The following is an 11049-nucleotide window of genomic DNA, read 5'->3' on the forward strand; positions in this document are numbered from 1 at the left end:
GCTCTGATCAGCCGTGATGCAGCGACAGGACTAGCCGCGACAGAGAATCTCGCCGTGCGGGATGGCCAGCCAGCCGTCGGGGGCGGCGGCCCACTGCCGCCACGCCGCCGCGATTTCGGCGAGTTCGGCCGTGGTGGCCATCCCGGAGTCGACGAGTTGTCGCGCCAAGGCCGACTCGACGATCCGGTCGGACCACATCCCGCCCCACCAGTCGCGGGTCTCGGGAGTCGCAAAACACCAGAGCCCCCCGGTGGGCGCGATGTCCTCGAACCCGGCATGCCGGGCCCAGGACAGCAGTCGCCGTCCCGCGTCGGGTTCACCGCCATTGGCCCGCGCGGCCGCGGAATAGAGTGCCCTCCAGTGCTCAAGCGCCGGAAGCTCCGGGAACCAGGTGAATCCCGCGTAGTCGGCATCGCGGGCGGCGACGACACCGCCGGGCTTACACACGCGCCGCATCTCACGCAGCGCCTGGACCGGGTCGGCGACATGCTGCAACACCTGATGAGCGTGCACCACGTCGAAGGTGTCATCGGAGAACGCGAGCGCGTGAACGTCCGAGGTCACGAACTCGACATTGGACTGACCTCGCCGTTGTGCCTCGGTGCGCGCCAAATCCAGTGCAGCGTTTGTCATCTCGACAGCGGTCAGGGTCCCTGGTGCGACGCGGGCGGCAAGATCGACGGTGATCGTCCCGGGGCCACAGCCCACATCGAGAAGCGACAGTCCGGGCCGCAGATGCGGCAGCAGATATGCCGCCGAATTCTCCGCGGTCCGCACCCGATGCCCGCGCAGCACCGACTCGTGATGTCCGTGGGTATAGACGGCCTGGTATTCACCGGACATGGCACGACCCTCCTCGAATCTGGTTCGGCGCCAAGGGTACCGCTGTCAATCCCAAAATAAGAAACGGCTATTTCACATAGTGAGATGCTAGATGACCGGCACGTCGAGAATCGGTCGCTGGACACCCGCGCCGGCTCCGTCGAAATGCCACCATTCACCGGAGTACACCGACAGTCCGGCGGCACCCATTGCGTCACGCAATCTCCGGCGGTTCGCCTGCTGGCCGATGCTGACGCCTTCGGTGGCGAAAGCCGTTGCCCGCGGCGAGAAGTCATCGAAGTCGGTCCCCATGTCGACGAGGCAGTGCGGGCACTGCTCGGACATGTTCGCCAGCGTCACGTCGACCGAGCGGCCCGACTCGTGGCTCTTGGCAAAATTACCGGGTTTGGCCACCCATGCCGGGTTCGGCACGATGTCGAACATCTTGACCTGCACGTCATGCGGGCGATAGCAATCCCAGAAGACCAACCGGTCGCCGGTCGCCGTGAGCGCCTTGGCCGCCGAGGCGAGCCCGGCCGCCAGAGATTCGTGCACCAGACAACGGGCACCGGCCGGATACAGCTGCGTGTGGGTGAAGTTGTTCGGGGTCGCGTAGCGCAGATCGATCAACGCGTTGGGCACCACGGAACGGACGTCGACGAACCCCGCCGCCCGCGCCTGGGGGCTCAGCGGGGGCACGTCGGCGCCGGCGACCGCGCCACTGCTCATTGCAATGAGGACAGCGACTAAGAGATATCGGACCACGGATCCAGTATGAGCTGGACGGTCACGCCAGGAAGAAAATCCGCCGGCCTTGCGGACTAGCCACCGACCATCGATGCAGCCGACAGGACGACGGTGCACACTGTCGCGACGGCGAAAAGCGCGCACCAGTCAATCATTTTCGGACCTGATGGGCTTGCCGATATCAGTCCGAAACCACCACGCGCCGTGATCGCGTCACCCATTGCCTCCGCTCGCCGAATTGCGACGGCTATGACGGCGAACGTCAGATCGAGCAGTCCGACTGTGCGTCGCCGGATTCGCCCCTTGAGCGACGACATGGACCTGGGACGCAGTCGGTAGGCGGCATGCACGACTCGGAAATCGTTGATCAACATCGGGAAAGTGCGCAGCGTGAGCGCCAAGGCAACCGACCATTCGTTCATCGGGATGCGCAATCGGTGTAGGCGGCGGTTCACGGCGGCAAGCGCGGGCGCGATCTCAGCGACGTTCGTTGTCCACTGCACCAGGAAACCGAGGCCCAGCAATACGACTGACAACGAGGTGAAGCGCAGGAAGTCCAGCAGGCCCCCTACGCCAACGCTGACCGTTCCCAGCGTGATCTCCGGGGCACCACCGGCACCCGCTGCCAAGGCGCCGAAGATCGCAAGCCCAACCCACAGTCCCCGAGTCGGTGAGGGTAGCGCCGTACGGGGAATGCGCGCCATTAACGCACCTGCCAGCCCAACGGCAGCTACCAGCCCGATTGCCACCCACGTCGGATCGACGGCCAACAACAGCGACATCGAGAACACGGTCAGCAATTTGGTTCCGGCCCAAAGTCGGTGAACCACGGAGTCACCCGGAACCGGGCGCAAGAGCACCAGAGGGCGGCGGGAACGCCGACCGAAGTGCGCTGTGTTCGCTACCGAGGCCACCTGATCAGTTGGGTCTGCTCCCGACGGGTCCCGAAGCGATCCGCCCGCGAGATGGATTGTGCGCGGGCATAATTCTGCGAGTTCGGCGTAATCGTGCGAGATGACGATCAACGTCAACTTGTCGTCACGCCGGCGCCTCATGAGTAGGTCGATCAGACTCCGGCGGCCCGCGGCATCCAAGCCGGCCAGCGGTTCGTCGAGGATCAGCACCCGCGGCGAGCGTGCGAGCAGGCCAGCCAGGACCACGCGACGTAATTGCCCCCCGCTGAGCTGATCCACCCGGTGGTCCGCCAACGCTGGATCCAGGCCGACGTCCACCAGCGCTGCCTTGACCCGTTGCCGGTCCTGCGGCGAGAAGCCGCCCGATGACGCCACTTCGAGATCGACCCGGTGGCGCATGACCTGCAAGCGAGCTGTTTGGAACTGACAGGCGACGGCGCCAACCCGGGCGGACGCGGGTTGTTGGTCGACCAGACACACGCCGGTGGTCGGTGCTGTCAGTCCAGCCATGATCCATCCCAGCGTCGATTTGCCAGAACCGTTGTCGCCGTAGATCAACAGGCCCTCACCCTCGTCGACCTCGAAACTGATGTCCCGTAGTGCAGTGTGCGCCCACGGTGTGCCGACGCCGTATTCGTGTCCGACACCAATGACTTTCAGCACCGGTGCAGTGCCACGGCCATGATTCCGAGTCGCCGTTTCGGGCGTCGTCCCCGACCTGACCGTTGATCCCTTATCCGATGTGAGATCAGCTGTGCGATCAGCACATTCGGCCTCGTCGAGGTAGTGGGTGATGTGCACCAATGCCGTTCCGCGATGGCGTGCCAGATCGGCCAGCACTCCCAGCACCCGATCTCTGCCCTGTTGGTCGATCATGCTCGTCACCTCGTCCGCGACGATCAGCGCAGGCTCCCGCGCCAGTGCGGCGGCCACGGCCAGTCGCTGTAATTCGCCGCCGGACAAGGCGCCAGTATCCCGGTCGCCCAGCCCGGCCAGGCCCACCTCACCTAGCAGCCGTTCGACGTCGATGGTCACACCCGGGGGTAGGCCCCACACCACGTCGTCGGCAACCCGCATCCCCAACACCTGACTCTCGGGGTGCTGCATCACGACCGCGGTACCTCCGACCCGGCCCAGACCCACCGCACCCGGCCGTTCGACTGCCCCCGCCGTCGGTGTGCGCCCAGCCAAAACCTGCATCAACGTCGACTTGCCCGAACCGTTGCGGCCTGTCACCGCGACGTGCTCGCCGCGCTGGACGTCCATGTTGATAGTCGGCAGCGCGTCACGGTCGCGGTCAGGAAACCGGACACGCACGTTCGTCAGCCGCACGGGCACCGGCGCGATCGCGCCATCATCGGGGCGCGCATCGAACAGTTGCCTGGCCGGGATGCCTTCCATGCGCTCCAGCACCCGCGACAACACCCACCATCCGAATCCCACCGCCCCCGTGACGCCGATGAGCGCTGCAAGGAATACGAGCACCTGCCAATGGATCAAGGCGCCCGCGAAGCAACGCTGCAGGGCTTGTGTGGCCGCGAACAGACTCGGCACCTGCGCTAGCACCCGGGTAGCCCCGTTCACCGACGCTGCGGCGGAGCCCAACATGACAGTCCGCACCGGTTCGAGAATCGCCATCGAGACCACCACGGTCGCGGCGATCACGGTGCCCAACGACAGAGACGTCACCGCGAGGGTGGCTGCACCGCGGCCACGGCGCTTCACAGACCCCGCCACCGCACCGACACAGGAACACACCCAGACCGCGCCTAGCCCACCAAGGCCTGCCAGCAAGAAGCCCGTAATTCCAGCCGCAACCGATGACGTGACGAGTACACGGAGCCGGTGTTGAGATGCCACCAACCCCATGGGAACAACGCCCAACAGCCCAAGCCACCCCCCGTGCGGGAGGATCACGGCGACGATCGCGATCGCGGCACACAGGGCCCCCATGACGGATGCATAGGCCATTTCACTCGGCATCAGTGAGCAAGGCGGGCTCGAAACCTTCTGTGTCGACCCGCGGACCCCGGCGTCGGCGCTCGACATCGCCCGCCGTTGCCGAACGATTGTTGACCCGGTCGGCGCGGTCGCGCTTTGGATGGGGCCTGCAGTTCTCGACATGAGCCGCAGCGTAGGAGCCGGCCGCTGAAGACTCGCTGAGAAATATGATTTCTGTTGTCCTGCAGATATTTTGGAATCTGCGCAGACTATCTCGCAACTGTTTCGCGTCGGTTCTCAGCGAATCCTTTGCGCCGCTGCCCCACAATGGTCAGGTGCCCACGTTCGCGTCCCTACGGCGGAACACGCTGGCACGCCTTCAGCCGCTCGCCAACATGAGCATTCCGGCGCGATCCGCAGCGGTGTCGGCGATCGTGGTGCTGATCGCGTTCGCGTGTGCCGGCGCGGTACTTGTAGCGGTGCTCTACCGCTCGCTGCTGATGGGTATCGACGACGCCACGGCCGCACGAGTGCACAACATCGCCAACGCGCTCCAATCCAATCCGCCGGGTGAACTCAGTCCCGCACTGCTCGTCACCAATCACCGCATCGTTGCCGTTCAGATCATCGCCCCTGACGGGACGTTTCTGCACCGATCCGGTTCGGCACCGGCAACGCCACTGGTGCCCACCAGCAACTTCGACTACGACACGCGGCGTGGAATGCCCGACGATGCGGTCGCCGACGACGACATGCGTGTCAGTGGTCAGCGTGTCGCGACCCGCTTCGGCACCTACACCGTAATTGTCGGGGGCGCGAGTGAGGCGGCTGAAGCCACGGCGCGAGTCGGCTCTCTTCTGCTTACCGGCAGCGCACCATTCATCGTCGCGGTCGCAGCGGCCGTCACTCACCGACTCGTGCGCCGATCCCTGCAGTCAGTCGACGCGATTCGCAGCAGGGTCGCTGAAATCTCGGTGTCGGATCTGGCTGAGCGAGTACCGGTTCCCGCTGGGCGTGATCACATCTCTGCGCTGGCGGTCACGATGAACGAAATGCTGTCACGGTTGGAGGCCGGACACCTTGCACAGCAGCGATTCGTCGGTAACGCCTCGCATGAACTCCGCAGTCCGCTGGCCACCATCATTTCCGGGCTGGAAGTCGTCGAGGCCCACCCCGAGCTGCTTGACACCGACCTCGCTGTCAAGACCCTGCTGCCCGAGGCCCATCGCATGCAGGCGCTCATCGACGATCTGCTCGTTCTCGCCCGCGCCGACGAAAACAGCCTCATGCTCCGCCGAGAAGCGGTGGCACTGGACGACATCGCCGCGGTCGAGGCGGATCGAGCGCGCGGCACCACCCAGTGCGTGATCAGCACCAACGTAGGCCCGGCCCATACGATCGGTGACCCCGCGGCGTTGTCACTGGTGATCCGTAATCTGGTGAGTAACGCTCTGCAGCATGCACATTCGCGTGTCGACGTCGCCACGACCAGCCGCTCTGGAATTGCGGCAGTCAGTGTGTGCGACGACGGTCCGGGTATCGCGCCGTCCGAACGGTCACGCGTGTTCGAGCGGTTCGTCCGCTTGGACGAAGACCGCGACCGCCGTAGCGGAGGCGCCGGGCTCGGACTCGCCATCGTCGCGGAACTCGTTGCCGCCCACGGCGGCACGGTCACAATCGATGATTCACCATGGGGCGGAACAACGATTCTCGTCGAATTGCCTCAGCACGACAGCCGGTAACCCACGCCCCTGACCGTCTCGATGGTGCTGGTTCCGAAGGGAAAGTCTATTTTGCGCCGTAGATATCCGACGTAGACCTCGACCACATTGTCTGGCCCCTCGTGGTGGGCGTCCCAGACATTGCGCAGGATTTCGTTTTTTGTGACGACGACGTCTTTCTTGCTTAGCAAGAACTCCAGTAGCGAGAACTCGCGAGGAGTGAGGGCGATGGGTGTGGCGTCTCGCTGCACGGTGTGCCGAGCGGGGTCGAGCGACAACGTCCCTGCGGTCAGAACTGTCGGACGTTCCGACGCGCCGCGACGCCGCAATGCGCGCAACCGCGCCACCAGGACGCGAAACGAAAAGGGTTTGGTGAGATAGTCATCCGCGCCCAGGTCGAAGGCGTCAGTCTCGTCGTACTCGCCGTCCTTGGCCGTCAGCATCAGCACCGGCGTCCACACCCCGGCCGTCCGGATCCGACGAAGCACCTCATAACCGCTCAGACCGGGCAGCATGATGTCGAGAACGACAACGTCGTAATCGCTTGTGGTGGCCTCATGTAGACCGTCGACACCGTTGACGGTGCTCACAACAACGAAACCTTCGGCCTTGAGACCCATGGAAAGGGTGGCCGACAGCCCCGACTCGTCTTCGACGAGCAAAACCCGCATGCCGGCAGGCTACGTGTCGGACGGCGGACGCAACGGACGCTCGTTTGCCGGCTCCAGTTGGATGAGGCGGTGCGCGTCGTCGAAGAGCGACTCCTCCGCGATGCGGACCGCGACCAGCGAAGCCAGCGCGCTGCCGGCGAGCTGCATGTACATCACCACGATCTGGTATCGGATGGCGGTGAGGGGACTGATCCCGGCCAGGATCAATCCGGTCATAGCCCCGGGCAGGCTGATCAGCCCCACCACCTTGGTGGAGTCGATCGCTGGAATCAGGGCACCACGCAGCGCGGATTGCCGGTAGGCAGCGATGGCCTGCCGTCCGTCTTGTCCGAGAGACAGCCGAGCCTCGATCACCGGCCGCGCTTGGCGAACGTCGTCATCGAGCCGTCGCAACGAGCTGCCGGCAGCCAGCATGGCGGACGAGACGATCATGCCGCCGACAGGAACGATTACGCGCGCCTGCGCCGTGACAACCCTCCCAATCAACAGGACACCCAGCGTGAAGGCAGTGCTGGCAGCGACTCCGCCGGTAGCGGCAACCCTTGCCTGGGGTAGTCCGACGGCGCGCCGGCCGGCAACCTGCCCGGCAATGATCGTCATCCCGATCAGCCAACCGGCGGCGCCGAGCGAGCTTGCACGCGTGAACAAGAGCCGAAGAAGTGCACCGGCGGCAACCAGTTGAACCGCAGCACGTCCGGCAGCGACGGCTATCTCGCGGGTGAGCCCCAGCCGCTGACGGTGAGCGATCACCCCTGCCACAGAGACCAGAACCAGCGTCACCACGACACCACCCCAACTGGGCACAGCCAGCGCAGAGGTGGTCAGCGCGGCGAGCGAAACGCTGGACCGTCGAACCCGGCCGCCGCTGACTGCGTTCGCCGACCATGCGGCACCCGCGAGCCACCGCGTCACGCGCGACAGCACGAGCGTGGCCACACCGATCGTCGCCAGGCCCACCGGTACGGCGAGCCACAGCCATCGCGGATGGATCCCGGGCGCGGCGCGCTCCACTCTCGACACAGCCGAGGGGCTTTCGGTGCCGGGCTGCGCCACGTCATATCCCAAGCGATCCAGCACCGTCCGCAACCGCACGATTTCCGCTGGAACCTGCTCCGCGTCACGCTTCGATGAAGTGAGTGCCCGCACGAGCCCGCTGACGATCCCGCCTGACCTGCCGCTGTGGTGGTGAGCGGCCGACGAACGGGACGGCGATTCGGTTGCCGGCGGGGTCGGCAGGCCCGCGCTGTCGGCGACTGCAGCCAGCACGATCGCGGTATCGCAGTCCGCGGAATGCCAGATGACGACCGATGCAGTACGCGGGAAGACCTGCACCATCCGAACTCCCGACAGCCCGGCAAGTTTCTGCTCGACCGCAACGGCCCGCACGTCATCGCGATGCAACCCGGCGGCATGCACACGCATCCGTCCCGCTGCCGAAGACAGGACCGTCGGAGAGATCGCGGCGTCAGCGCACGGCATCATCGGGCTCCGCTAGGTCAGCGATCGGGTGAGCCGCCGTGTGCCCGGGTTCGTTGTCGATGCGCTCCGCGGCTTCGGCGACGACGTCAGCGACCGCCAATTGGGCCCGTGAGGCGCTCTTCTCGGCCTCGCGCGCCACGCGAAGTCCCCAGGCCGTCACCGATACGCTTGCTGCTCGCAGCGGCTTTTTCGCCGCAACCTTGCGCAGCCCCTCGTAAGCGACCATCCCGACTACCCCGGTGACCACCGTGGGTGCTGCCTTTGCCAAAACCCCTTGCCACACCATGTCGAACACTCCTTCACTTTGTTGTCTGATCGATGTCACGTTTTTCACCGACCGGCCGAGCGCGTCGACACGATGCGGCCGGAGTCGAGGAACAGGACCTGCGTTGCGACTCGTGCGATGAGGTCGCGGTCGTGGCTGACAAGAACGACGGTTCCGCCCTCGGTCACGTGGTCGACGATGAGGCCGCTGATGACCTCCGCGGAAGCGCCGTCGAGCGCTGACGTCGGCTCGTCGAGCAGCAGCACGTCGGGTTCAACGGCCAACGCGCGCGCAAGGCAGAGCCGTTGCACCTCTCCACCAGAAAGGTCGGCGGTCGCGCGCGGCATGAAGCCCGAACCCAGACCCACGCGGGTCAACAACTGCTCCACCATGAACTCGGAGAGCTCGTGGCGGCCGGCTCTGACCTCATCAACCACGTTGTCGGTCAACAGCACCGGCGTCTGCGCTATCAGACCGACATGTCGGCGCAGCGCCAGCACATCGAGTTCGCCTATCGGGACACCGTCGAGGGTGATGCGTCCCGACGTCGGCTCGGCTAGGCGATTCAGCAGGCGCAGCAACGTCGACTTCCCGGCACCACTGGCACCTGTGACGGCGGTACACCAGCCGGCAGGGATGCTGGCGCTCACGTGGCTCAGCAGCGTCGCGCGACCGCGAGTCACCGTAATGTCCTGAAGGTCAAAGCCTTCGGCCGAACTGTCCCTGAGCGCACCGGAAGCAGGCAGGGAGATTGCCTCGTGGTCGGATGCGGTCTGCACGATCACCGAGCCTAGGAACGCCGCGCTGAGAGATCGCTGAGATCCCGTCTTTCTGCTGCGGGCGTGAGCCCGGCTCTTCCGAATCGCCTTGCATTAGCGAACGAACGGTGACCGAAGAGCCTGCCCATCGAATTCGACTGACCGGGCGGTCACCGTCGAGGCGATTGCGTCGTTGCGGGCGAGCGCATAGCCTCGCGCTATGGCCCCTACGGCTGCGGGTCAGGGAAATACCGGCCTGAGACCGGATTTCGACAACGTCCAGGCTCACTACGACCTGTCCGACGAGTTCTTCCGGCTCTTCCTCGACCCGACGCAGACATACAGCTGCGCCTACTTCGAGTCCGACGACATGACGCTGGAGCAGGCCCAGATCGCCAAGATCGACTTGGCACTGGGCAAATTGGGACTACAACCTGGCATGACGTTGCTCGACATCGGCTGCGGCTGGGGCGCGACGATGCGGCGTGCCCTGGAGAAATACGGCGTCAACGTCGTCGGGCTGACGCTGAGCAAAAACCAGGCCCTGGCGGTCAACAAGTCGTTCAGCACGATGAGCAGCCCGCTCAGCCGGCGGGTGTATCTGGCGGGCTGGGAGCAATTCCGTGAACCGGTCGACCGGATCGTGTCGATCGGTGCCTTCGAGCATTTCGGCAAGAAGCGCTACGAGAGCTTTTTCAACATGGCTTACTCCGCGCTGCCCGCCGACGGCGTGATGCTGCTGCACACGATCGTCACGACCAGCCCGGAGGAGTCTCGAAAACTCGGGCTGGAGCTGCCGGCAAAGCTGCTGCGCTTCATCTTGTTCATCATGGACGAGATCTTCCCCGGCGGGGACCTGCCGATGGTTGCCCAAGTCGAGCAGCACGCCACCAGAGCCGGCTTCCGGGTGGCCCGCGTCCAGCCGCTGCGGCCGCACTACGCCCGAACGCTGGACATCTGGGCGGAGACGCTGCAGAACCAACGGGAGCGGGCCATCGAGATTCAGTCCGAAGAGGTCTATCAGCGCTACATGAGGTACCTGACGGGCTGCGCCGACTTGTTCCGCGACGGCTACACCGACGTGTGTCAGTTCACCTTGGTCAAAGACGGCTGACCTATCTCGGTGGCCAGGGCCGGGATCGAACCGGCGACCTTCCGCTTTTCAGGCGGACGCTCGTACCAACTGAGCTACCTGGCCGGTAGGCAGGAAATGCCTCGCCGTGCTGGCGACCCTGACGGGACTCGAACCCGCGACCTCCGCCGTGACAGGGCGGCGCGCTAACCAACTGCGCCACAGGGCCTTGCTGTACTGCTCGCTCCGGCGTCGCCGCCGCCGCGCGTACCCCCAACGGGATTCGAACCCGTGCTACCGCCGTGAAAGGGCGGCGTCCTAGGCCACTAGACGATGGGGGCCAGAACCGAATCTCTTCGGGGGTACTCACAACGTGGTTCGCTGGAGCCACGTCAGCTTAGGGCACCGGGGACCGAATCCTCAAACGAGGACCCAGTATCCTTGTGCGTCGCCGCCCCTATAGCTCAGTTGGTAGAGCTACGGACTTTTAATCCGCAGGTCCTAGGTTCGAGTCCTAGTGGGGGCACAGAGCAGGATGTATGAAGTCGGCTGATGTTTGACGGTTTGGTTTCGGGTGATGCCTGACGGTGTTTCGGCTGATTGTTGACAGTGGTTTCGGCTGATCCTTGACACTCCCTAGATGAGGGAGTTGAGCGTGG

9 protein-coding genes and 4 tRNA genes are annotated in these 11049 nt (G+C 65.0%); 3 read left to right on the forward strand and 10 right to left on the reverse strand.

The window, feature by feature from the left end; genetic code table 11:
- Positions 1-30: 30 nt before the first annotated feature.
- From CYU59_RS03840 to CYU59_RS03855, 3 genes are all read right to left on the reverse strand, one after another.
- On the reverse strand, positions 31-843 hold the full coding sequence (locus tag CYU59_RS03840) for a methyltransferase domain-containing protein (protein ID WP_292976078.1): 813 nt from the start codon (positions 841-843) through the stop codon (positions 31-33).
- An 87-nt stretch (positions 844-930) separates the two neighbouring features.
- The gene (locus CYU59_RS03845) at positions 931-1551 is read right to left on the reverse strand and encodes a M15 family metallopeptidase (protein WP_363113829.1); all 621 of its coding nucleotides are present in this window, start codon (positions 1549-1551) and stop codon (positions 931-933) included.
- Between the two features lie 92 nt (positions 1552-1643).
- Positions 1644-4466, reverse strand: a complete 2823-nt coding sequence (locus CYU59_RS03855; protein WP_363113830.1) for an ATP-binding cassette domain-containing protein — start codon at positions 4464-4466, stop codon at positions 1644-1646.
- 353 nt (positions 4467-4819) lie between these two features.
- Here CYU59_RS03855 and CYU59_RS03860 point away from each other — a divergent pair, with 353 nt between their 5' ends.
- Positions 4820-6166, forward strand: coding sequence for an ATP-binding protein (locus CYU59_RS03860; RefSeq protein ID WP_363113834.1), 1347 nt, complete (start codon positions 4820-4822; stop codon positions 6164-6166).
- Here the strand turns inward: CYU59_RS03860 and CYU59_RS03865 are convergent.
- The 4 genes from CYU59_RS03865 to CYU59_RS03880 form a co-directional block, all read right to left on the reverse strand.
- On the reverse strand, positions 6148-6816 hold the full coding sequence (locus CYU59_RS03865) for a response regulator transcription factor (RefSeq protein ID WP_292976080.1): 669 nt from the start codon (positions 6814-6816) through the stop codon (positions 6148-6150). The genes CYU59_RS03860 and CYU59_RS03865 overlap by 19 nt on opposite strands.
- 9 nt (positions 6817-6825) lie before the next feature.
- Positions 6826-7641 (reverse strand): iron export ABC transporter permease subunit FetB, encoded by an 816-nt coding sequence (gene fetB, locus CYU59_RS28950; protein WP_363113836.1) that lies wholly within the window; start codon positions 7639-7641, stop codon positions 6826-6828.
- Positions 7642-8281: 640 nt separating this feature from the next.
- Positions 8282-8581 carry a DUF1490 family protein gene (locus tag CYU59_RS03875; RefSeq protein WP_292976082.1) on the reverse strand — a complete coding sequence of 100 codons (300 nt, stop codon included), beginning with the start codon at positions 8579-8581 and terminating at the stop codon, positions 8282-8284.
- A 44-nt stretch (positions 8582-8625) separates the two neighbouring features.
- Positions 8626-9339, reverse strand: coding sequence for an ATP-binding cassette domain-containing protein (locus CYU59_RS03880; RefSeq protein WP_292976083.1), 714 nt, complete (start codon positions 9337-9339; stop codon positions 8626-8628).
- Positions 9340-9538: 199 nt separating this feature from the next.
- Here CYU59_RS03880 and CYU59_RS03885 point away from each other — a divergent pair, with 199 nt between their 5' ends.
- A complete protein-coding gene (locus tag CYU59_RS03885; RefSeq protein ID WP_292976084.1) occupies positions 9539-10432 on the forward strand; it encodes a cyclopropane mycolic acid synthase family methyltransferase in 894 nt (297 codons plus the stop codon).
- Positions 10433-10442: 10 nt separating this feature from the next.
- Here the strand turns inward: CYU59_RS03885 and CYU59_RS03890 are convergent.
- The 3 genes from CYU59_RS03890 to CYU59_RS03900 all read right to left on the reverse strand — a co-directional run bounded on the left by CYU59_RS03890 (position 10443) and on the right by CYU59_RS03900 (position 10731).
- Positions 10443-10516 (reverse strand) — tRNA-Phe (locus tag CYU59_RS03890).
- Positions 10517-10542: 26 nt separating this feature from the next.
- Positions 10543-10619 (reverse strand) — tRNA-Asp (locus tag CYU59_RS03895).
- Between the two features lie 39 nt (positions 10620-10658).
- Positions 10659-10731 (reverse strand) — tRNA-Glu (locus CYU59_RS03900).
- A 112-nt stretch (positions 10732-10843) separates the two neighbouring features.
- Here CYU59_RS03900 and CYU59_RS03905 point away from each other — a divergent pair.
- Positions 10844-10916 (forward strand) — tRNA-Lys (locus CYU59_RS03905).
- Positions 10917-11049 lie beyond the last annotated feature (133 nt).

It is taken from the genome of Mycobacterium sp. (assembly GCF_002863225.1).
Taxonomy (GTDB): domain Bacteria; phylum Actinomycetota; class Actinomycetes; order Mycobacteriales; family Mycobacteriaceae; genus Mycobacterium.